The sequence below is a fragment of the Pseudomonas sp. MUP55 genome, assembly GCF_034043515.1.
Taxonomy (GTDB): Bacteria; Pseudomonadota; Gammaproteobacteria; order Pseudomonadales; family Pseudomonadaceae; genus Aquipseudomonas.
Map to the genome: position 1 here is coordinate 2,627,803 of NZ_CP138214.1, position 22,413 is coordinate 2,650,215.

A 22,413-nucleotide genomic window follows, 5' to 3' on the forward strand; every position below is an offset into this window, starting at 1 on the left:
CGCTGCGCGCTCCAGCGCAAGCAAGCTTGCTCGCCACATTATGTGTGTCTACAGGGGCCTGGTGTCGTTGCAGAGCAGACTTTCGGCCTTTTGCGTAATGATCTCCAGCAGCGCATTCAAGGCCGGCGACTGGGCGCTGTTTTGGAGGGTGAGTGCATACAGGCTAACGCTGATCGGCGGTGAAATGGGGCACACGTCCAGCCCCGCGTCCCGTGCGCCGAAGGCGGTGAACGGGTCTACCACCGCCAGGCCTTCACCGGCCTCGACCATGCTGCGCATCATCTGGTAAGTCTGTACCCGCGTTTGCACCACCGGCAGCGGGCGCAACGCTTGCAGCTTTGCGTCCAGCAAACGGCTTAACGGGTCATGCCCTTCAAGGCCGATCAGCGATTGCCCGGCCAGATCCTGCAGCGCAATGTACTTCTGCCTGGGTTTCAGCCAGCCGTGGGGCGCGAGCAATTGAAGTTTGCCCTGGGCCAGTACCGTAGCCTGAATGTGCGGGTGTTCCGGGTCGTGCAGGCTCAGCCCCACATCGGTTTCATGCAGCAACAGCTGCCTGACGATCTCGCGGGTCGGCTGGCTCGACAGGTTGCACGGCGTATCCTGAAAGCGCCGGCGCAGCATGGCGATGCCGTGGGGCAATAGCTGGTTGGCCAGCGGCGGGGTGCACAGCACGCGCAAGGTCGGCGCGTGGTGGTGTTTCAGGCGGCTGGCCAGTCGCTGGATCGGTTCCAGCGCTTCGTACAGGTGGGCGATCTGGGCCTGCAACTCCAGGGTTTCACGGGTAGCTTGCAGGCGCCCGCGCACACTGGCAAACAGCATGAAGCCCAGCTGCAGCTCGGCATCCTTGAGTGTGGCGTCAACCTCGCCCACGGGCAGTTGCAACCACTCGGCGGCCGTGCCGAGGTGTCCGGTCTGCAAGATGGCCTGAATCACTTCGATATGACGTAAACGCATGGCCGGAGTCTATGTGCAGCGCGTTGGGGATTCAATGGTGCAGGCCGCCGTGCGCAAAAAAGACTGCATGGGTCGCCCCTGCCTATGGCGTTAAGCCAGGACCTCACTAGAATGAACCGTCTGATCAGCAACGACCACTGCCGGCTCCCCGGTACTTACAACAAAAACAGGTCTGGTCTCAAATGCCTCTACCCTCGACATTATTCGGGGTAACGGCCAAGCAACTCCTGGTTCTGGTGACCTTGGGGTGCATGGCGGCTTACTTCTTCGATAATCATGACGAACACGTGCCGGAAAACCTCGCACTTGAAGCGTTTATCCGTTCTCAGGAGCAGGTCGGCGAACAAGTGGGCGCGGTACTCGGTATAACCCTGGTCAGGCAAGTGGAGGCGTATCCCGCTTACGACAGGTCGGGCTACAAGCGCTCCATGTATGCGGTGCAAGGCGAGCGAGGGCAGTTGGTGGTGACGCTCAAGCAGGGCGAGCAGGGCATCGAAGTGACGGAAATTCGCAGCCCCTGAGCATCCCCAGCCCAGTCGCGATGACTGAGCAGGTGGACAGGGCGAAATCTCAGGACGCGAGGGTGGTTTGAGATTCGCGTACGATAATCGTGCCCGACTGGATCAATCTGAACTCGTCACCTTCCAGCTTCTCTACACGGTCGCCAATGGCCAGCTTGTAGGTGGTGGTAGGCGCCGAGCCAGCCAGGTCGCCGTGTGCCGGGGTGGATTCCTGGAATTCATGCACCGAATATACGCGGCCTTCCGCGTCTCTGGCATGAAACTGTCCGACTAGTACTGCTGCCATCTGTTTAGAACCTCTGGAGATAAACGCTCGATTTGCGGTTCTGTAGACCGTCAGTGAGCGGGGTAGTTTACCTATAAGGAAAAAATACTATTCGTTTAAAGTTTCCGATATTTCCTACGCGCGTGGGTGCGTGGCGACGTTCTCTAAACCTGCTGGTGCATGTGCCGCGAAGTCTCTATAACTGTCCACTCCATTACTCACACGTTGGGAAACCTCTATGAGCAAGGTCTACACGATTGCCGTCCTGGTTGGCAGCCTGAGAAAAGAGTCGATCAATCGCAAGGTTGCCCTGGCATTGGCCGAACTGGCCCCTGCCAACCTCAAGTTGAATATCGTCGAAATTGGCGATTTGCCGCTCTACAACGAAGACAATGAAGGTGCGACAGCGCCCGCAGCCTACAGCACTTTCCGCCATCAGGTGAGTTCATCCGACGCGGTGCTGTTCGTGACTCCGGAATACAACCGTTCCGTGCCTGCGGTGCTGAAGAATGCCATTGACGTGGGGTCGCGCCCTTATGGGCAGAGCGTCTGGGGCGGCAAGCCGGGGGCGGTCATCAGCGTGTCGCCGGGGGCCATTGGCGGCTTTGGCGCCAACCATCACCTGCGCCAGTCCCTGGTGTTTCTGGACGTGTGGTGCATGCAGCAGCCGGAGGCCTACCTGGGCGGTGCGGGCAGTGTGTTTGATGACGCGGGGAAGCTGTCCGAGAAGACCAGGCCGTTCCTGCAGGCCTTTATCGATGCGTACGGTAAGTGGGTCGAAAAACAGAAGGGTTGATTGGCACTGAGTGCTGATGTGGGAGGGGCAAGCCCCCTCCCACGGACGATCACCGCAGCCAGTTGGTGCGTGCCAGTTCGATCACTTCATCGCCACGCCCGCTCATTACCGCCTTGAGCATATACAGGCTGAAGCCCTTGGCCTGTTCCAGCTTGATGCTTGGCGGCATCACCAGTTCCTGAGTCGCGGTCACCACATCCACCAGCACCGGACCGTCGTGGGCCAGCGCGCGGCGCAGGGCCGGCTCCAGGTCTTCGGATTGCTCCACGCGAATCCCCAGGATGCCCATGGCATTGGACATGGCTGCAAAGTCCGGGTTTTTCAGCTCGGTACCCGCGTCCAGGTAGCCTGCGGCTTTCATCTCCATCGCGACGAAACCCAGTGACGCGTTATTGAACACGATGATTTTCACCGGGAGGTTCAATTGCGCCAAGGAAATGAAGTCCCCCATCAGCATGGTGAAACCACCGTCGCCCGACATGGAGATCACCTGTCGCCCAGGAAAGGCCGCCTGGGCACCGATGGCCTGAGGCATGGCGTTGGCCATCGAGCCGTGGTTGAACGAGCCGATCAGCCGGCGCTTGCCGTTCATCTTCAGATAGCGCGCAGCCCATACGGTGGGTGAGCCGACATCGGCGGTGAAGATCGCGTCATCATCGGCCAGCTCGCTGAGCACGCGAGCCACGTACTGGGGATGGATCGGCCGATCCGCCTTGGACGGTTGCGCCAGGTCATCCAGGCCCTGGCGGGCTTTTTCGTAGTGCTTCAGCGAGGTCTCGAGAAAGCTGCGATCGGTCTTGCGGGTCAGGCGCGGCAGCAGCGCGTCGATGGTTTCGCGCACATCGGCGGCGATGCCCAGGTCCAGCGTGGCACGTCGTCCCAGGGCCTGGGGGTCACGGTCGACCTGAATGATTTTCGCGTCGGTGGGGTAGAACTGCCGATAGGGGAAGTCGGTGCCGAGCATGATCAAGGTGTCGCAATCGAGCATCGCGTGGTAGCCGGAGCTGAAACCGATCAGGCCGGTCATGCCGACATCGAAAGGGTTATCCCACTCCACATGCTCCTTGCCGCGCAAGGCATGCACCACCGGCGCGCCGAGGGTGTCGGCCAACGCCACCACCTGGTCATGGGCACCGGCGCAGCCGCTGCCGCACAGCAGGGTGACTTTTTCACTGCTGTGCAGGAGCTCGCTCAGCCGCTGCAGATCCGCCTCTGCGGGCAACGTTCGCGGTGCATGCAGGGTCGGCCAGGGCTTGAGCTTGTCCTCCACTTCGAGCAACGAGACATCCCCGGGGATCACCACCACCGCCACGCCCCGATTGAGGATCGCCGAACGCATGGCGCGATGCAGCACCTGAGGCATCTGCTCGGGGTTGCTCACCAGCTCGATAAAGTGGCTGCACTCCTTGAACAGCTCCTGAGGATGGGTTTCCTGGAAGTAGTTCAGGCCGATCTCCGAGGACGGAATTTGCGCGGCAATCGCCAGCACCGGCACATGGTTGCGATGGCAGTCGAACAACCCATTGATCAAATGCAGGTTACCCGGCCCGCAACTGCCGGCGCACACCGTCAACTCACCGGTGGCGGCGGCCTCGGCCCCGGCGGCGAACGCGGCGACTTCTTCGTGGCGCACGTGCATCCACTCGATGCTGTCCATGCTGCGCAGGGCGTCGGTGAGGCCATTGAGGCTGTCGCCGGTCAGGCCCCAGATGCGCTTGATCCCCGCCTGTTCAAGGGTGGTAGCCAACTGCTGGGCCAGGTTGATTTTCGCCATGAAGAACTCCAATCGTCAGTGAGGTTGAAAAACTGCTGATCAGTAGGGGACAGTTCAATCACGGCGAATGCTCCGCTTCTAACGTGAAGATTGCGTCATGCTTGCGCGGTATTGCCGAGCGCGGCGGGCGGTAAACCATTGGTCACAGGCCAGCGCCAGCCACGGCGCAACCTTGGGGTTGGGCACGCGCCCGCGGCTCAGGCGGCGCATCTGGTCTCGCACCACGGCCAGGGTGGCGAGGGCGGCCAGGGGTTTGCGTTTCCAACTGATGGGCTTGAGTTGCGGGTTGAGGTCGCGACCTTCGCGCCAGTGCCTGATCAATTGCGGCTCCAGGGTCAGCGCGGTGGCGATGCCGGCCATGGCGATGCCGCTGTCCAGTACTTGCTGCACGACGGGCAGGCGGCGAATGCCGCCGGTCACCATCAACGGCATCCTGGCGACCGTGGCGAGTTCCTTGGCGAACTCCAGGAAGTAGGCCTCACGGGCCAATGTGCGCCCGTCTCGCGCCTCGCCTTGCATGGCCGGTGCTTCGTAGCTGCCGCCGGACAATTCCAGCAGGTCGATGGGCAGCGGGTTGAGCATTTCAACCACGGCACGCGCGTCGGCTGCATCGAAGCCGCCACGCTGAAAATCTGCGGAATTGAGCTTTACCGCCACGCAAAATGAAGGGCTGACACTGGCGCGCACGGCATTGATCACTTCCAGCAGCAGGCGCGCGCGGTTTTCCAATGAGCCGCCCCAACGATCGGTGCGATGGTTGCTCAAGGGTGACAGGAACTGGCTCAACAGGTAGCCGTGGGCGCCGTGGATCTGCACCCCGGTAAACCCGGCTTTTTCAGCCAGACGGGCGCTGGTGGCGAAGCGTGCGATCACGTCCTGAATGTCGTCTTCGGTCATGGCCCTGGGCATGGCGAACATTTTGGAAAAGCTACCCAGGTCAAGGGCGATGGCAGACGGCGCCAATGCCTGCTGGCCCAGGTTGGCCATGGTCTGACGCCCTGGATGGCTGAGCTGCACCCAGAAATGCACACCCTTGGCGCGAGCCACATCGGCCCATTCGCGAAAGCTGTCCAGGTGCTGCTCGTTTTCCAGGGCGACGCCACCGGGGCCGGTCATGGCACGGCGGTCGATCATCACGTTGCCCGTGAGCAGCAAGCCGGGCTCACCCTCGGCCCAGGTCTTGTACAACTGCTTCAGCTCGCGGGAGGGAGCCTGATTGAGGTCGGCCATGTTTTCTTCCATCGCCGCCTTGGCGATACGGTTGGAAATGACTTGGCCGTTGGGCAGGTGCAAGGCTTCAAAGGGTGACATGGGTTGACTCCTGAGCGGGGGAGGCCTCAGGCTAAGCTTAAAGTTAACTTTAATGTCAAGCGGGCGTTTCGATGAATATTGGTGAGCTGGCAAAACAGAGCGGGTTGGCGGCCTCGCGCATCCGCTTTTACGAAGCTGAAGGCTTGATCAGCCAGGTCGGGCGCCAGGCCAATGGCTATCGGCGCTATGCGCCAGAAGCGCTGCAGACACTGCAACTGATCCAGAGCGCGCAACAGGCCGGCTTCACCTTGCAGGAACTCAAGGCGTTGATGCCGGCACCGGGCGAGCACAAGCGCGACGAGCTGATCGAGGCGTTGGAACGCAAGGTCGCACAGATCGAGGGGATGCAGGCGCAGTTGGCTCACAACAAGGCGCAGTTGTTGAGTGTGATCGAGGCGGTGCGGGCGCAGCCGGAAGGCGTGCCGTGCTCCATGGGGCAGAAGCAGGTGCTGGCGTCGATTAATCCGCAACCTTGAAGTTGCTGAATATCAATGTGGGAGGGGGCTTGCTCCCGATTGCGGAGGGTCAGTCACAGATCAATTGACTGATCCTCCGCAATCGGGAGCAAGCCCCCTCCCACATTTTTTTTACTCAGCGGCGGCGGAATAGCGGCAGTGGCTCATCCGTTGCAGCCTGATACGTCACCGAAAAGTCCTTGAGGCTTTCCAACGCTTCATAGGGGTCTTTGTCGGCGCGCAAGGCGAAGGCATCGAAGCCGCAGCGGCGCAGGTAGAACAGCTGGTCGCGCAGCACGTCGCCAATCGCCCGCAGCTCGCCCTTGAAACCATAACGGTCACGCAGCAGGCGGGCGTTGGAGTAGTTACGACCGTCGGTGAAGGCCGGGAAGTTCAGGGCGATCACCTGGAAATGCTGCACGTCATCACCGATCTCTTCGGCTTCTTCATCGGCGTCCAGCCACACACCCAGGCCGCCATCGCGGGCCTTGAGGGCGTGGCCGTGCTCGCGCCACAGCGCCAGCGGCACGATCAGGTCGTCGCAGTTGGAGATGCCGTCGAAGCTCGCGTCCTTGGGCAGCAGGTGCCAGGTTTCGTCGAGGACTTCGTTGTTCTTAATGATTCGCTGCATAGACGCGCTCCTTGAACAGGTCGATGCCGATGCGCTGGTAGGTGTCGATGAAACGCTCATCTTCGGTGCGCTGTTCGATGTACACGTCGATCAGCTTGCCGATCACCTCCGGCATGGCTTCCTGGGCGAAGGACGGGCCGAGGATCTTGCCCAGGCTCGCATCGCGGCTGGCGCTGCCACCCAGGGACACTTGGTAGAATTCTTCGCCTTTCTTGTCCACGCCCAGAATGCCGATATGGCCGACGTGGTGGTGACCACAGGCGTTCATGCAGCCGGAAATGTTCAGGTCCAGCTCGCCGATGTCGAACAGGTAGTCCAGGTCGTCGAAACGGCGCTGGATCGACTCGGCGATCGGGATCGACTTGGCGTTGGCCAGGGAGCAGAAATCGCCGCCCGGGCAGCAGATGATGTCGGTCAACAGGCCGATGTTCGGCGTGGCGAAACCGCCTTCGCGCAGCTCGCCCCACAGGGTGAACAGTTGGCTTTGTTCGACGTCCGCCAGAATGATGTTCTGTTCGTGGGAGGTGCGCAGTTGGCCGAAGCTGTAGCGGTCGGCCAGGTCGGCGACGGCGTCCAGCTGTTTGTCGGTGATGTCGCCCGGCGCGACACCGGTGGGCTTGAGCGACAGGGTCACGGCCACATAGCCCGGCTGTTTGTGCGCCAGGGTGTTGCGCGTACGCCAGCGGGCAAAGCCCGGATGCTGCTGGTCGAGCGCCGCGAGCTCGGCGTCCTGATTGCTCAGGATTTTGTACTCGGGGTCGACGAAATGCTTGGCGACGCGGTGCACTTCGGCTTCGGTCAGGGTGGTCTGGCCGCCGCGCAGGTGTTCCATCTCGGCGTCGACTTTCTGCGCGAACACCTCGGGGGTCAGCGCCTTGACCAGGATCTTGATCCGGGCCTTGTACTTGTTGTCACGACGGCCGTAGCGGTTATAGACCCGCAGGATGGCGTCGAGGTAGCTCAACAGGTCCTGCCACGGCAGGAATTCGTTGATAAACGCGCCCACGACCGGCGTACGGCCCAGGCCGCCACCCACCAGCACGCGAAAACCCAGCTCGCCGGCGGCGTTGTGCACCGGCTCCAGGCCGATATCGTGCACTTCGATGGCCGCGCGGTCCGAGGTCGAGCCATTGATGGCGATCTTGAACTTACGCGGCAGGTAGGCGAATTCAGGGTGGAAGGTGGTCCACTGGCGCACGATTTCGCACCAGGGGCGCGGGTCGATCAGCTCGTCGGCAGCGACGCCGGCAAATTGGTCGGTGGTCACGTTGCGCAGGCAGTTACCGCTGGTCTGAATGGCGTGCATCTGCACGGTGGCCAATTCAGCCAGGATGTCCGGCACGTCTTCCAGGGCCGGCCAGTTGAACTGCACGTTCTGGCGGGTACTGATGTGGGCGTAGCCTTTGTCGAAGTCGCGGGCGATCCTGGCCATCATGCGCGTCTGGCGCGACGTCAGCTGGCCATAGGGCACAGCCACCCGCAGCATCGGCGCAAAGCGCTGAACATAAAGGCCATTTTGCAGGCGCAGAGGGCGGAACTCTTCTTCGCTCAGTTCACCTGCTAAGTAGCGTCGGGTCTGATCACGGAACTGCTTGACGCGGTCCTCGATGATGCGCTGATCGTATTCGTCGTATACGTACATATAGGTCCTGTTCTCGGCAAATCTGCGCGCACGGCCGCGCACTCCCAACGGAGCCGGCGCACGATACCAGTTTGCGTTTATGCGCAAAAGTGATGTTTGAGTATATGCAAATAACCAAAATGACTAATGAGAAGGGTTATCGCCATATCCACATTTGTCACAGGGGCAAGCGTGGTCTTTACTGGTGTCGAGTCTTAGTGCAATCACCTACAAAACCGACAAGAGGCGATGCGATGAGCAATTCGACAAAGATACGTAAACCCGACAGCACCGTGGATGCCTGGGCGATTCTGTTCCTGATCATCCTGGTGGTGGGCACCGCTGTGTTCTGGGTCAGCCACCAGTAAATAGCCCTTCAGCCTGCAATCTCTCCCACCTTGGCCGGCTTCAAACCCCGGCCAGGTGCAGCACCAGCTTGACGATGCCGAACAGCGTCAGGGCAAACACCGCGGTGAACACAATACCCATGATCACAAAATGGCTGGGCTTGCCGTGGGTGAAGTCGCGGGCGCGATTCTTGCCGCTTTGCACGCCAAAGGCTGCGGCCATGACGCTGTGGAGCATCTGCCAGAAGGTGGGCGGTTTGTTCTGTGGGGCGTCCATATATCCCTCGTAATCAATACGACTCGATGAGCTCCGTCAAAGCATAGTCCAGCCCCTGTGCGGGGGCCGGTAATATAGCTAACTACCGCCTCAGCGATGGTCGGCAATGGTGTCCTGTCACTCTACTTATCAGAGAGCGACACCATGACCGTTACATCTGTGCCCCTGCATCACCTTACCCCCAGCCTGCATGGCAGGTTCCTGAAGAAATCGGCTCCGCAATGGTTGCTGAACGCTCCGTCCGAGCGGCGTGCGGCGCTCAAGCACAGCGATGCGCAGTTACCCCAGGCCTACCTGGACGCCACCCCCGCGCAACGCAAACATTTGCATGACTATTTCACTGCAAGCTTCACCGCGCAGACGGCGCTCGACCAGACCATGGCCGACTTGCAAGACATAGACACTTTCGCCGAACCCTTGCTGCGCAAGGCGTTGAAAGATCAGCACGGTGTGGTGCTGGATGTGCGCAAAACGTGGGTGAGCCTAAGGAAAGCCACGAAAATCGGGCTTATCGAAGTGGGCAACTTCGAGTACCTGGAGATCAGCTTGCTGGAAGCGGCGAAACATAACTTCGAAGCGTCCGAGGCCGAGGAGGGCGCGTTTCATCATTCTTCCGGCTTCAAGGTACAGGGGGCCACGTCTGACACGTTTACGCCACTGACCGTCAACCTCAAGGTCCATCAGTTCCTGACGCTGTGCCGCAGCCTGGATATCGGTGCCAGGTACCAAACCCATATCAAGGCATTTCTCCAACCCACCGACGCCACGAAGGCCGCCACACTGCGCCAGCAGTTTATCGCCAACCAGAAGGCAACCATGCGGGCCGCCGCCGAGCTGGCTCTGCTGCAAAAAGATATTGATGCTGACGAGCTGGCCATGGTGATCTCGGTCATTGACGGTGAAGTGTTCCCGCAGCTAAGGGGAAAACCGGTGTGGTTTTGTGACCTGAGCGTGATGAAACGTCGTTTGACTGGCTGTGTGGTGTTTTCGCCATGTGAGAAATATCGTTATCCGGATCAAGTCATTGTTTATGTCCCGCACGATCAGAAACACTCCATGAAGCGCTTCACGTTCGAGGAGATGAGAGCGTATTTCAAGGAGCGATTCACCGCTGCAGATACGCCCTCACCTGAAGCGGCAGGGCCGACCACGTACCAGAAATTCTTCAGTCAGTTCGTGCCGTATAGCGATCATCCCTACTATTTCGGCCAGTTCACCAAGGATGGCGAGACCTCATGGGCCAGTAAGTTCGCCTCCATAGTGCCGACGCTCAGTGAGGTGCTGGATGTGCTCACACCGTTCCCTGTCGGCATCACCAACCCAGCCCCTTTGCCCAAGGCCCCCCAGCTGGTGGAGGCCGATCCTTACCTGAATGTCAAAGTTTACCGTCAAAAGGATCAAGGGCTCTGGGGGCATAACCTCGATCTGTGGGACTACCTGTTTGACCGCAGTTGCACTCAGAGCATCAACGACGCGGCGGCGCATGCGGTGCCTACCGCCGATGTCGATGCCAGGGTGCGCGCGCAGAAAATCGCCGGTTGGCTGAATATCGGCATGTTCGCCGCGACCTTCTTCGCATCTTTCGTGCCGGTACTGGGCGAAATAACGCTGGCGTTCATGGCCGGCCAGTTACTTAACGAGGTGTTTGAAGGCTCCATCGAGTGGGCCGAAGGTGATCGCAAGGCCGCCAAGGCGCATCTGATCGACCTGGTGGAAAACCTGGCGCAGCTTGCTTTGTTTCACGCAGCCGGCAAAGGCGTGGGCAAACTGCTGGCGATCAAACCACCGCCCTTCGTCGAGGACCTGCACCCGGTCACACTGCCCAATGGCCAGACCCGGTTGTGGAAGCCCGATCTCTCGCCTTACAAAAGCGCCGTGAAGTTGCCGGACGACGCTCGTCCCAACGCCTTGGGACAATACGAAATCAACGGCAAGACTTACGTTCGCTGGAATGGCGATCTGTACGAAAAGACCCTTGATCCAACCGTCAACAAGTGGCGGATCAAGCACCCCGATGACCCTGAGGCGTACCAGCCCATTCTGGAACACAACAACGCTGGCGCGTGGCGTCACATCCATGAACGCCCTTTGGAGTGGGACCGCCTGACGCTGCTGCGGCGTCTCGGTCACCGTACCGACGCGTTCTCCGACGAGGTATTACGCACCATTGGTGCAGTGAGTGGCGTTCAGGACGAGCAGTTGTACAAAGTGCATGCGGACGGCTTGGCCATTCCGGCGGCACTGGACGATACGCTGGAGCGGTTCAGTGTCGACCGCCAGGTGAGCGAGGTGATCGAGCAGATCCGTCACGGTTCCGGGGCAGGCAGTCACTTCGAGTGTGTGTTACCGCTGACGACGGAGCTGCCACGCTGGCCGGCAGGTCGGGTGCTGGAAGTGTTCGACGGGCCTGAACCCTGGGGCGCGTCCCATCGCTACGGTGTGACCCCGTCAGCCAGTGATGCGGGTGTCACCATCAAACTCACCCGTCGCGAGGTACAGGCCGGCAAGCTGGCCGAGAAGGTGCTGGCGCAGATGAGCGCAGAGGAAACCAGCCGACTGCTGGGAAGCGAGTCGGGTTGGAACGGGCTGACCCAGGAAGAGGTGTTCGACGAGCGTCTGGCGGACCACGCACTGAAGAGGCAGCGTGCGCTGTTCGAAAGCTTTTGGCGTTCAAACAGGCCTGAGGTAGAAGATCCCGGCGTGCTGGGCCGACGTTATCCCTCGTTGCCGCATCAGGCCGTGGACGAGGTGATGGGCGCCGCCACCCCGCTTGAACGCAGTCGCCTGAAGGACACTGGCAAGGTGCCGAGGCGTCTGGATGACCTGGCACGCATCAGCCTGCAACAGCATCGCCTGAACCGAGCAATCAGCGGGCTGCACCGCGAAAACCTGGCGAGCCTGGACAGCGACCGCCTGGCCCTGCACAGCCTGGAACGGCTGCCCGGCTGGCCGGGAGGGCTACGCCTGGAACTGCGCAGCGACAACCTGCAAGGGCCGCTGCTGGACCATATCGGCGCCGAGGACGCCGCGGTACGCAAATACCTGGTCAAGGACGGCGACAGCTTCCAGGCGTTGGATGAACGAGGCGAGCCCCTCCATAGCCGCTCGCTCTATAGCCGCAATTTTTATCAAGCGATCCTGCATGCCTTGCCCGATAATTCGCGTAACGCGCTGGGCATCCCGTCCACCGCTCAGGGGGAGCTGTTAAAGCAGACGCTGGCCGATTATGCGAGCAGCCACCGCAGCGAAATGGCCAGCATTTTAGGACAACGGGTGCCCAGGTCGCGACCGTCGTTGCGCTTGGCGGATGGGCGCCTGGGATATGAGTTGTCTGGAGGCAGACCAGAAGTAAGAGCAGGGGCAGGAGACGTCGATCGTCTGGTTGCGCGGGTGCGCGATATCTACCCGGATGCGTATGAATTCGAAGCCAGGTCTTTTGTGCAAAGGCACTTGCGCAACGGTGATCACCCACAACAGATTTTCAACCTGTTGGCCAATCGCCAGCGGGAGCTGGACGGCCTGCGCAGTGCACTTGGCCTCTGGGCGGGAAGTGACCCGGCTCGTCTACAAGTGGCTGATAACATCATTTATTGCTGGCGCCAGGGCTTGAATCCTCACGCGGCACCGTTCAGAACCCTCAACGTGATCGATGGGGGAGAGTTGCTCGCACTGAATGCGGACTTTCCCAATGTGCGTAACTTGAGGGTGTCGGGTACAGCGCTGCTTGGCGATCAGGGCGCGACGTTAGTCCGCCAGTTCCCGGGTATGCGACGCCTCGAGGTATACGTCAGCGCTTCCACGTTGAGCGCGGTTGCCGAGCGGGTGGCGAGCTTGCCGCAGATCACCGAGTTGGTGTTCGTGGACAGGGAGTTCGGTCGTCCCTCCACCGCCAATTTTACTCCTGAAGTGATGCAGTCGATCTCGCGCATGACGCAACTTGAGCAGCTGACCTTATCAGGCTCGATGGACCGGTTGGATGTCAGCGGGTTTGTAAACCTGCGCAGGCTCACTGTGTCCGGACCGCTGGCGACCTGGCCGCAGGGTGTGCTGGGGCTTGAACAGCTGGAAACCCTCAATCTGTCGTCCACGCGGATCACCTCGATACCTCCAGAGATGTTCACCGGCCACGAGCGCCTGTGGCGCGGACTGCAGATGGACTGGGGACGTTTTGAGCCGCAGGCATTCAGGCAGGCCTATGAACACGTGCATGAGAACCCGGCGCATCTTGTGGATGAAGAGGTCATGGTGCGCTCGTATGTAGAAGGCTCACTGCGCCAGTTGACGGGCGGCAATGCTGCCACTGCTTTCAACGTTCTTGAGGAGTTCAGACAGCAGCAGGTTCCCGCCAGTGAACAGATCGAACGTCTTGACACCGTACGGGAAGAACACCGTGAGTTGGCCCGGGAGCTGAGTGAGTGGCCGACGCGCTATCCAGTTAACTCGCGTAGTCAGATCGAACCGCATTACCGTGTGCGGGCGGCAGATCGCATACTCGCTTCCTGGCGAGAGGGCCTTGGGCAGCGTCTCGCGCCCAATACAAGGCCGGGGCCATCTGCGCAGGCATCTGCGCCGCAGATGCGTCTGGATCTTTCAGGTGGTGCCTTGGTCGATTTACCGTCTTTACCGACGGCCGATTTTTCCCATGTGAGTCACCTGGACCTGGCAAGCGTGCGGGTTCCGCTCACAGAGCTGGAAACCTTCCTGGGGCGCTTCAACCAGGTGGAGCATCTGAACCTTTCAGATAATGATCTGACCAGCCTGCCTTCAAGTCTGAACGAGATGACCTCCCTGCGTTCTTTGGACTTCTCCCACAACCTGTTGCACGTCACTCCCACGATCCAGGCGCGCTTGAATGGGTTGACAAGCTTGACCTCCCTGAATCTGCGATTTAATCCCGTCCGTACGTTGGATATCAGCCATCTGTCGCGGCTGGCCACCCTCGATCTGGGACGCACAGCCATTCGCGATTGGCCTGGGGGGGCGGTGGAGTCGCCCGCCCTGGAACGGTTGGACCTGAGCCATAGCGCGGTGACCACGATCCCGCGGACGGCGTTGACCGGCCATGATCCGTTCCTGGCCAATACCAGCCTGCGCGGCTGCCGTCTGACGGCGGCGACCCTGGCGCAGGTAAGGGCGGTCGGCCAACGCCTGGGCAGTGAGAGCCCGCTGGGCATTCCCCGTGAATTTCTGGAGCGAGGCAGAACGGGCGGCGACCCTGAGTATTTCCCGGAAGGAACTGAGCAAAATCCCAACCTTATGTTGCCGCTGCCCTTATCGGCAGAGAGCGCAGCCACGCCGATGACCGCCGCGGCGCGCATGCAGCGTCTTGATCCTAACCTGGACAGTGCACAGGCGTTGGCGCGCATCGACGCGCTGAGCAGCGATGGGCTGAGCGCTCTCGAAATAGAGGCTCGCTTAGGGACGTGGGAGGGTCAACAGCTTCAATGGATCCAGACTTTGAATGCATGGATCGATATTCAGGGCGTGCGACGCGGTAGCCGTTGGATCAGCGCCCTTGACCGGCGGCGGGCGGCGCAACGATTGCTGTCGAGCTGGCGCTCCAGCCTGCGTGAAACGCCGCCGTTACGGCCGTCGCTGGGGCAGCATCAATTGGATCTGTCCGGGTTGACGCTGGGGGATCTGCCGGCACTGCCCAGCCCGCTCAACCATATCCGTGAGTTGAACCTGAGCAACGTCATGACCACAGCGCGAGGCTCCAATGAGTTCCTGCGCGCGTTCGGCAATATTGACTCCTTGAACCTGGACACTAACGGCTTGACGGTATTGCCCGACGCTGTGAGTGAGTTTCGCTCACTAAGGCAATTGGCCGCTGCGCATAATGGTTTGAGTGACGCAACGGCATTGCGCGGGCAATTGTTGAATATGCCGATGCTGGAAAACTTGAACCTCAATGACAACAGGCTGGCCGAGCTGGACGTGAGCGGTATGTCGCAACTGCAAGCCCTGGATCTGGGCGACAACATCTTGGATGAATGGCCGGCGGGCGTGTTTGAGGCGCCACGCTTGCGCTCGTTGAACCTGCGTAATAATCAGATCGAAACCATCCCGCCTGAAGCCTTCGCCGCTCGCCATCAGGCATTGATGGGCCATACCGACCTGCACGACAACCTGCTGCTGGAGCAAGAGTTCGAAGACCTGCGCGTGTATCTGCAGCGCACCGGTAATGGCTTGGGCTTCACCCTCGCGGATATCGACGAAATGATCCAGGGCTACCAGCCGGATGACCCCGAATCTCCCGACGAACCGCCACACGCAAATCAGCATCCGGAAATCGAGCCCCCACAAGTGCAGCGAGACCGCTGGTTCACAGACGTGACTGAGGGTTCGGAGCGCTATCAAGCCTGGGACGAGCTGCGCGCCGAGCCCGACAGCGCCGACTTTTTCTTCACCTTGTCGCAATTGCGCAATACTCGGGATTTCCAGCGCAACCGGGCGGGTGTCACGGCGCGGGTGTGGCGGGTTCTGGATGCGATGTATGCAGACCGTGCTCTGCGCAGGGATGTGTTTGCCAAGGCCAGTGCCGCGCAAGCCGGGATGACGTGTGGCGATGGCCGAATCCTGGTGTTCAACGATCTCGAAACGGCCGTTTATGAGTTCAATCTGTTGAGCTCCGTGACGCCTGCACAGGAAGGTGCTGAATTATTCCGGCTGGCCAGACGCATGAGCCGTCTTGATGCAGTGGAGAGGGTTGCCGAAGAGGCCATTCGCGGGCGACCAGGCGCCGACCCGGCGGAAATTCGCCTGGCTTACCGTATTGGATTGGCCCAGCGTCTGGATTTGCCGAGTCAACCTCAGGGCATGATCTATACAAACGCCGCGAACGTGACTCCGGCGGCCCTGGACACTGCGTATAACCGCATCATCGAAAACGAAGGCCGGGATGCCTTTGTCCAGAGCCTGATTGAACGCACCTACTGGGTGGACTACTTGAGGAGAACGTACCCTGCCGAGTTCAGGACCTTGGCCGACTCCATGGCAACACAAGTCGACGCCCTGGACGACCGTTACCCCGACGCCGGCGAGGAGTATTTACGTGAATACGCAGAGTTGGGCCGCAGACGGGCTGAACGGGAAACAGCCCTGGCCATCGAGCTGACCGCACGCGAACGCACCCGTCTGGGACTTTAGGCCGCACCTGCGCGCAGGGGCTCGACAAGCCCCTGCGCGAGCGCAAAAGGCTATCAGTTCTCGTAACCCAGGTTCGGCGCCAGCCAGCGCTCGGTCACACTCAGGTCCTGACCCTTGCGTGCGGTGTAGCTCAGCACCTGGTCCTTGTCGACCTTGCCCACGGCAAAGTACTGCGCCTGCGGGTGGGCGAAGTACCAGCCGCTGACGGCGGCCGCCGGGAACATCGCATAGTGCTCGGTGAGGAATACGCCGCTGCGGCCCGCCTGCATTTCGCGCGCCTCGGGGTCGAGCAGTTGGAACAGTTGGGCTTTCTCGGTGTGGTCCGGGCACGCCGGGTAGCCTGGGGCAGGGCGGATGCCGCTGTATTGCTCCTTGATCAGTGCCTCGTTATCCAGCTGTTCATCCTTGGCGTAGCCCCAGTGTTCCTTGCGCACCTGCTGGTGCAGCCACTCGGCACAGGCTTCGGCCAGGCGGTCGGCGAGGGCCTTGACCATGATCGAGTTGTAGTCGTCGCCGGCATCTTGATAAGCCTTGGCGACTTCTTCGGCACCGATGCCGGCGGTGGTGATGAAACCGCCGACATAGTCGGTCACGCCGCTGTCCTTGGGCGCGACGAAGTCGGCCAGGGAAAAGTTCGGCTTGCCGTCGGTCTTGATGATCTGCTGGCGCAGGTGATGCAGCTTGGCGATTGGCTGGCCATCGTCACCGTAGACTTCCAGGTCATCGTCCTGCACCTGGTTGGCCGGCCAGAAGCCGAACACCGCACGGGCGCTGATGAGTTTTTCATCGATCAGTTTCCTGAGCATTTCCTGGGCATCGGCGTACAGCGCGGTCGCCGCTTCGCCGACGACCTCATCGGTGAGGATGCGTGGGAATTTGCCTGCCAGGTCCCACGAAATGAAGAACGGCGTCCAGTCGATGTAGTCGGCCAGAACGTTGAGGTCGATATTGTCCAGTACCTTGGCGCCGGTAAACGTCGGTTTGACCGGGGTATAGCTGCTCCAGTCGAACTGCGGCTTCTTGGCAAGCGCCGCCGGGTAGCTCAGGCGTTCGGTGCGGGCGCTGCGGTTGGAGGTGCGCTCACGCACATCGATGTATTCCAGGCGGGTCTTCTCGACGAAGCCGGCCTTCAATTCCTTGGACAGCAGTTGTGTCGCCACGCCCACCGCACGGGAGGCGTCGGTGACGTAGATCACCGCGTCATTGCTGTACTTGGGCTCGATCTTCACCGCCGTGTGCGCCTTGGAGGTGGTCGCGCCGCCGATCATCAGCGGCAGGTGGAAGTCCTGGCGCTGCATCTCGCGGGCCACGTGCACCATTTCATCCAGGGACGGGGTGATCAGGCCGGACAAGCCGATGATGTCGCACTTCTGTTCCTTGGCCACTTGCAGGATCTTTTCCGCCGGGACCATCACGCCGAGGTCGACGATGTCATAACCGTTGCAGCCCAGCACCACGCCGACGATGTTCTTGCCGATGTCGTGCACGTCGCCCTTGACCGTGGCCATCAGGATCTTGCCCTTGGCCTCCGGCTTGTCGCCTTTTTCCAGCTCGATGAACGGAATCAGGTGAGCCACGGCCTGCTTCATCACCCGGGCGGACTTGACCACCTGGGGCAGGAACATCTTGCCGGCGCCGAACAGGTCGCCAACGATGTTCATGCCGGACATCAGCGGGCCTTCGATCACCTCGATCGGGCGCGCAAACGACAGCCGCGACTCTTCGGTGTCTTCGACGATATGCGTGGTGATGCCCTTGACCAGCGCGTGTTCCAGGCGCTTGTTCACCGGCCAGCCGCGCCACTCCTCGGTTTCGGCTTCCTTGACGCTGCCGTCGCCCTTGTACTTGTCGGCGATGGCGAGCAGGGCATCGGTGCCTTCCGGGGTGCGGTTGAGCACCACGTCTTCCACCGCATCGCGCAGCTCGGCCGGGATCTGGTCGTAGATCTCCAGCTGACCGGCGTTGACGATGCCCATGGTCAGGCCCGCGCGGATCGCATGGAGCAGGAACACCGAGTGGATCGCCTCGCGCACCGGGTTGTTGCCACGGAACGAAAACGACACGTTGGACACGCCACCGGAGGTCAGCGCGTAGGGCAGCTCGTCGCGGATATAGGCACAGGCATTGATGAAGTCGACGGCGTAGTTGTTGTGCTCTTCGATACCGGTGGCCACCGCGAAGATGTTCGGGTCGAAGATGATGTCTTCCGGCGGGAAGCCCACTTCATTGACCAAGATGTCGTAGGAGCGTTTGCAGATTTCCTTTTTGCGCGCTTCGGTGTCGGCCTGGCCGGCTTCGTCGAACGCCATCACCACCACCGCCGCGCCGTAGCGCTTGCACAGCTTGGCGTGGTGAATGAACTGCTCCACGCCTTCCTTCATGCTGATGGAGTTGACGATGCCCTTGCCCTGGATGCACTTGAGGCCGGCTTCGATCACTTCCCACTTGGAGGAGTCGATCATGATCGGCACGCGGGAAATGTCCGGTTCGCCGGCGATCAGATTGAGGAAGGTCACCATGGCCTTCTTCGAATCGAGCATGCCCTCGTCCATGTTGATGTCGATCACCTGGGCGCCGGCTTCCACCTGCTGCAGGGCGACTTCCAGGGCTTCGGTGTAGTTGTCTTCACGAATCAGGCGGGCGAACTTGGCCGAACCTGTGATGTTGGTGCGCTCGCCGACGTTGACGAACAGCGAGCTGCGATCGATGGTGAACGGCTCCAGGCCGGACAGGCGGCAGGCCTTGGGAATGTCCGGGATGGCACGCGGCGCATAACCGGCCACGGCCTTGGCGATGGCTTCGATATGGCCGGGCGTGGTGCCGCAGCAGCCGCCGACGATGTTGAGAAAGCCGCTCTGAGCGAACTCTTCGATGACCTTGGCCGTTTGCGCAGGCAGTTCGTCGTACTCACCGAATTCGTTGGGCAGGCCGGCGTTGGGGTGCGCGGAAACGTGGGTGTTGGCCTTGTTCGACAGCTCTTCCAGGTAGGGGCGCAGTTCGCTGGCACCGAGGGCGCAATTCAAACCGACCGAGATGGGCTTGGCGTGGGCCACGGAGTTCCAGAAGGCTTCGGTGGTCTGGCCGGACAAGGTGCGCCCGGACGCATCGGTGATGGTGCCGGAAATCATGATCGGCAGTTCGAGGTTCAGCGCCTCGAACACGCCCTGCACCGCGAAGATCGCGGCTTTGGCATTAAGGGTGTCGAAAATCGTCTCGATCAGGATCAGGTCGGCGCCGCCTTCGATCAGGCCCTGGGTGGCTTCGGTGTAGTTCTCCACCAGTTCATCGAAGGTCACGTTGCGGTAGCCGGGGTTGTTCACGTCCGGCGACAGCGAGCAGGTACGGCTGGTGGGGCCGAGCACGCCTGCGACGAAGCGCGGCTTGGCCGGGTTCTCGAGGGTCTTGGCGTCGGCCACCTTACGCGCCAGGCGCGCGCCTTCTACGTTCAGCTCGTAGGCGAGCTCTTCCATGCCGTAGTCGGCCATGGAGATGCGCGTGGCATTGAAGGTGTTGGTTTCCAGGATGTCGGCACCGGCATCCAGGTAGGCCTTTTCGATCCCGCCGATCACGTCAGGGCGGGTGAGCACCAGCAGGTCGTTGTTGCCCTTGACGTCGCTCGGCCAGTCGGCAAAACGCTTGCCACGGTAGTCCTGTTCCTCAAGCTTATAGCTCTGGATCATCGTGCCCATGCCGCCGTCGAGGATCAGGATACGTTCCTTGAGGGCGTGGTGGAGGGCTTGCAGACGAACGCTACGATCGGACATGGGACTACTCTGGTCAGGCATTACGGAGGCATGAATCATAACAAACCTGTGCCGATTTTGAGCATGCGCGGTTCTGCATGAATATCGCTCATGTTGCCGGCCGTCATGGCCCGGTAGAATCACCGCCACTTTCAGCACCGCATACCTTGAATCGGGACCGGATACATGTCACTTCGTTTGATCGTCAGCGCCGTCCTGGCCTTGATAGCCAGTACAGCGCAGGCGCAAGTTGTGCCGGCAAACCGTCCCGCTCAGGCGATTTCCTATACACGCGATATTCAGCCGATCTTCACCGAGAAGTGCGTGGCCTGCCACGCCTGCTACGACTCGGCCTGCCAGCTCAACCTGGGCAGCGCCGAGGGCGCTGCGCGGGGTGCAAGCAAAATGCCGGTGTATGACGGCGAGCGCAGCACGGCCACGCCCACCACCCGTTTGTTCTACGACGCGTTCGGCAAGCAGGCCTGGCAGCAGAAGGGCTTCTATTCGGTACTGGACGCCCAGGGCAGCCAGGCGGCGCTGATGGCGCGCATGCTGGAACTGGGCCATAACGCGCCGTTGCAACCCAATGCCAAGCTGCCCGACGAGATTGTGCTGGGCTTGAACCGCGCCAACCTGTGCGCGGCCCCCGGCGAGTTCAATGCTTACGCGGGCAGCCATCCCAAGGAGGGCATGCCGCTGGCTGTCACTGGCCTGACCGACCCGCAGTACCAGACGCTGCAACGCTGGCTGGCTTCCGGCGCGCCGCTTGACGAGCAGAGCCTGGCGCCAAGCGCCAAGGAAGCCCTGCAGGTACAGCAGTGGGAAACCCTGTTCAACCAGGCGGGCGCCCGCGAAAGTCTGGTGGCGCGCTGGCTGTTCGAACATTTGTTCCTCGCCCACATCTATTTCGAAAACGGTGAGCCGGGGCACTACTTTCAATGGGTTCGCTCGCGCACGCCAAGCGGACAGCCCATCGACCTGATCGCCACGCGTCGCCCCAACGACGACCCCGGCACCCGGGTGTACTACCGCCTGTGGCCGGTGCAGGGCGTGATCGTGCACAAAACCCACATCACTTACCCGTTCAGCGCCGCGAAACTGGCGCGCATCAAGGCGCTGTTCTACGCCGGTGACTGGCAAGTGACCGCCTTGCCGGGCTATGGCCCCGGCAGTCGGGCCAACCCGTTCGCCACCTTTGAAGCCATCCCGGCCAAGGCGCGTTACCAGTTCATGCTCGATAACGCCGAATACTTCGTGCGTACCTTCATACGCGGCCCGGTGTGCCGCGGGCAGATTGCGACGGATGTGATTCGCGATAACTTCTGGACCTTGTTCCAGGACCCGGACCACGACCTGTACATCACCGATGCACGGTATCGCGGCCAGGCCACGCCGCTGCTGGCGATGCCTGGGCAGAATGACGACGTGGGCAGCGTGCTGAACCTGTGGCTGGCGTATCGCGACAAGCGCAACCAGTACGAAGCGCTGCGCCGTGACAATTATGCCGACCTGCCGCCACCGAGTTGGGCCACGCTGTGGGCGGGCAACGACAACGCCTTGCTGAGCATCTTCCGTCACTTTGACAGCGCCTCGGTGACCAAGGGTTTGATCGGTGAAGTGCCGCAGACCATGTGGCTGTTCGACTATCCGCTGTTGGAGCGCACCTATTACCAATTGGCGGTGAACTTTGACGTGTTCGGCAACGTGTCCCACCAGGCCCAGACCCGCTTGTACTTCGACTTGATCCGTAACGGTGCCGAGCAGAACTTCCTGCGCCTGATGCCCGCCGACACCCGCGAAGACTTTATGGACGACTGGTACCAGAACAGCGGCAAGCTCAAACTGTGGCTGGATTACGAGGCGATTGACGACAGCAAGCCCAGCGGTCTGCATCTGAGCGAGAAAGACCCCAAGCGCGACTTCGCCAATCAATTGCTGACCCGCTACGGCCAACTCAATGCCAGCCCCGACCCGATCAACCGCTGCACCGGCGCGTTCTGCTCCCGTGACGGCATCGACCCGGCGCTGCAAGACGCCGAGCAAGCACTGAGTCGCCTGACCTCGCGCCCGGCGGCGGGCCTCAAGGTGATCGACCAGTTGCCCGAAGCCACCATGCTGCGGATCGAGACCCCCGGCGGCAAGCGCATGGTCTACAGCCTGTTGCGCAACCGCGCCCACAGCAACGTGGCGTTCCTGCTGGGTGAGGCGTATCGCTATCAGCCGGGGCTGGACACGCTGACGATCTATCCGGGGGTGCTCAGCAGCTACCCGAATTTCATGTTCAATGTGCCCGCGCAGCAGGTGCCGGCGTTTGTGGCGGCGATGGAAGGCGCCAAGGACGCCGAGGGTTTTGAGAAAATCGTTGATCGTTGGGGTGTGCGCCGCAGTCATCCGCAGTTCTGGCAGTATTTTCATGACCTTTCGCAGTACATCCGCGAAACGACGCCGGTAGAAGAGGGCGTGCTGGATATGAATCGCTATGAAAACCTCTGACGGCGTCAGTTGGGCTTTTCCGACAAAAACACTAGGACTTTGTACCTGTGTAATAATTTGGCGTAAACTGCCG

13 protein-coding genes are annotated in these 22,413 nt (G+C 61.0%); 5 read left to right on the plus strand and 8 right to left on the minus strand.

The features are described from left to right. Window positions 1-48 precede the first annotated feature (48 nt). The gene (locus SC318_RS11830) at window positions 49-957 is read right to left on the minus strand and encodes a LysR substrate-binding domain-containing protein (RefSeq protein WP_320430934.1); all 909 of its coding nucleotides are present in this window, start codon (window positions 955-957) and stop codon (window positions 49-51) included. A 182-nt stretch (window positions 958-1,139) separates the two neighbouring features. Between SC318_RS11830 and SC318_RS11835 the strand changes: the two genes are divergently transcribed. After that, complete coding sequence (locus SC318_RS11835) at window positions 1,140-1,478, plus strand: hypothetical protein (RefSeq protein WP_320430935.1); 339 nt, start codon at window positions 1,140-1,142, stop codon at window positions 1,476-1,478. 49 nt (window positions 1,479-1,527) lie between these two features. On the opposite strand, the gene SC318_RS11840 is transcribed toward SC318_RS11835, so the two are convergent. Further along, window positions 1,528-1,764 carry a hypothetical protein gene (locus SC318_RS11840; RefSeq protein ID WP_320430936.1) on the minus strand — a complete coding sequence of 79 codons (237 nt, stop codon included), beginning with the start codon at window positions 1,762-1,764 and terminating at the stop codon, window positions 1,528-1,530. A gap of 217 nt (window positions 1,765-1,981) precedes the next feature. Between SC318_RS11840 and SC318_RS11845 the strand changes: the two genes are divergently transcribed. Further along, window positions 1,982-2,539 carry an NADPH-dependent FMN reductase gene (locus tag SC318_RS11845; RefSeq protein ID WP_320430937.1) on the plus strand — a complete coding sequence of 186 codons (558 nt, stop codon included), beginning with the start codon at window positions 1,982-1,984 and terminating at the stop codon, window positions 2,537-2,539. Between the two features lie 49 nt (window positions 2,540-2,588). On the opposite strand, the gene poxB is transcribed toward SC318_RS11845, so the two are convergent. Together poxB and SC318_RS11855 are read right to left on the minus strand one after the other, a co-directional pair. Further along, complete coding sequence (gene poxB, locus SC318_RS11850) at window positions 2,589-4,313, minus strand: ubiquinone-dependent pyruvate dehydrogenase (protein ID WP_320430938.1); 1,725 nt, start codon at window positions 4,311-4,313, stop codon at window positions 2,589-2,591. 78 nt (window positions 4,314-4,391) lie between these two features. Further along, the gene (locus tag SC318_RS11855) at window positions 4,392-5,624 is read right to left on the minus strand and encodes an NADH:flavin oxidoreductase/NADH oxidase family protein (RefSeq protein WP_320430939.1); all 1,233 of its coding nucleotides are present in this window, start codon (window positions 5,622-5,624) and stop codon (window positions 4,392-4,394) included. Between the two features lie 71 nt (window positions 5,625-5,695). Here SC318_RS11855 and SC318_RS11860 point away from each other — a divergent pair, with 71 nt between their 5' ends. Next, the gene (locus SC318_RS11860; protein WP_320430940.1) at window positions 5,696-6,100 is read left to right on the plus strand and encodes a MerR family transcriptional regulator; all 405 of its coding nucleotides are present in this window, start codon (window positions 5,696-5,698) and stop codon (window positions 6,098-6,100) included. A gap of 115 nt (window positions 6,101-6,215) precedes the next feature. Here SC318_RS11860 and SC318_RS11865 read toward each other — a convergent pair whose 3' ends face one another. From SC318_RS11865 to SC318_RS11875, 3 genes are all read right to left on the minus strand, one after another. Continuing rightward, the gene (locus SC318_RS11865; RefSeq protein ID WP_306492850.1) at window positions 6,216-6,710 is read right to left on the minus strand and encodes a DUF934 domain-containing protein; all 495 of its coding nucleotides are present in this window, start codon (window positions 6,708-6,710) and stop codon (window positions 6,216-6,218) included. Beyond that, the gene (locus SC318_RS11870; RefSeq protein WP_320430941.1) at window positions 6,694-8,352 is read right to left on the minus strand and encodes a nitrite/sulfite reductase; all 1,659 of its coding nucleotides are present in this window, start codon (window positions 8,350-8,352) and stop codon (window positions 6,694-6,696) included. The genes SC318_RS11865 and SC318_RS11870 overlap by 17 nt, the downstream gene beginning before the upstream one ends. Window positions 8,353-8,739: 387 nt before the next feature. Beyond that, window positions 8,740-8,955, minus strand: a complete 216-nt coding sequence (locus SC318_RS11875) for a DUF2970 domain-containing protein (protein ID WP_320430942.1) — start codon at window positions 8,953-8,955, stop codon at window positions 8,740-8,742. Window positions 8,956-9,051: 96 nt separating this feature from the next. On the opposite strand from SC318_RS11875, the gene SC318_RS11880 reads away from it, so the two are divergent. Beyond that, entirely contained in the window at window positions 9,052-16,104 is a 7,053-nt protein-coding gene (locus tag SC318_RS11880) for an NEL-type E3 ubiquitin ligase domain-containing protein (protein WP_320430943.1), read from the plus strand. 53 nt (window positions 16,105-16,157) lie between these two features. Here the strand turns inward: SC318_RS11880 and metH are convergent, their stop codons facing one another. Next, on the minus strand, window positions 16,158-19,868 hold the full coding sequence (gene metH / locus SC318_RS11885) for a methionine synthase (protein ID WP_320430944.1): 3,711 nt from the start codon (window positions 19,866-19,868) through the stop codon (window positions 16,158-16,160). A gap of 165 nt (window positions 19,869-20,033) precedes the next feature. Between metH and SC318_RS11890 the strand changes: the two genes are divergently transcribed. Continuing rightward, a complete protein-coding gene (locus SC318_RS11890) occupies window positions 20,034-22,340 on the plus strand; it encodes a fatty acid cis/trans isomerase (protein WP_320430945.1) in 2,307 nt (768 codons plus the stop codon). Window positions 22,341-22,413 lie beyond the last annotated feature (73 nt).